Raw genomic sequence first — 240 nt, forward strand, 5'->3', positions numbered from 1 at the left:
AATGCATGCACCGCCGACGCTTTGCAGTTTCTGGCAGATGTTGTCGGCCTTGGCTTTGGAGTCGGCGCCGATCCGGACCGCATAGATGCCGCGCCTGCCGATCGGCGAGCGCACCCGGCTGACCACCGGATTATGCCCGCCAAGCAAAGCCGGAAACCGGCGCTTCACACCAGTCCATTGATTGAGCGCGGCGGCGCGGCGGAAATTGCCGGCGACCTGCACGCCCCACGGCTTGATGTT

At 64.6% G+C, this 240-nt stretch carries 1 protein-coding gene; it reads right to left on the reverse strand.

Translation table 11 applies throughout. The features are described 5' to 3' along the window. The coding region (locus AC0L2O_RS37425) for an SPOR domain-containing protein (RefSeq protein ID WP_473373276.1) at positions 1 to 240 on the reverse strand (240 nt) is incomplete at both ends.

The sequence above is a fragment of the Bradyrhizobium sp. Kon10 genome, from assembly GCF_055807395.1.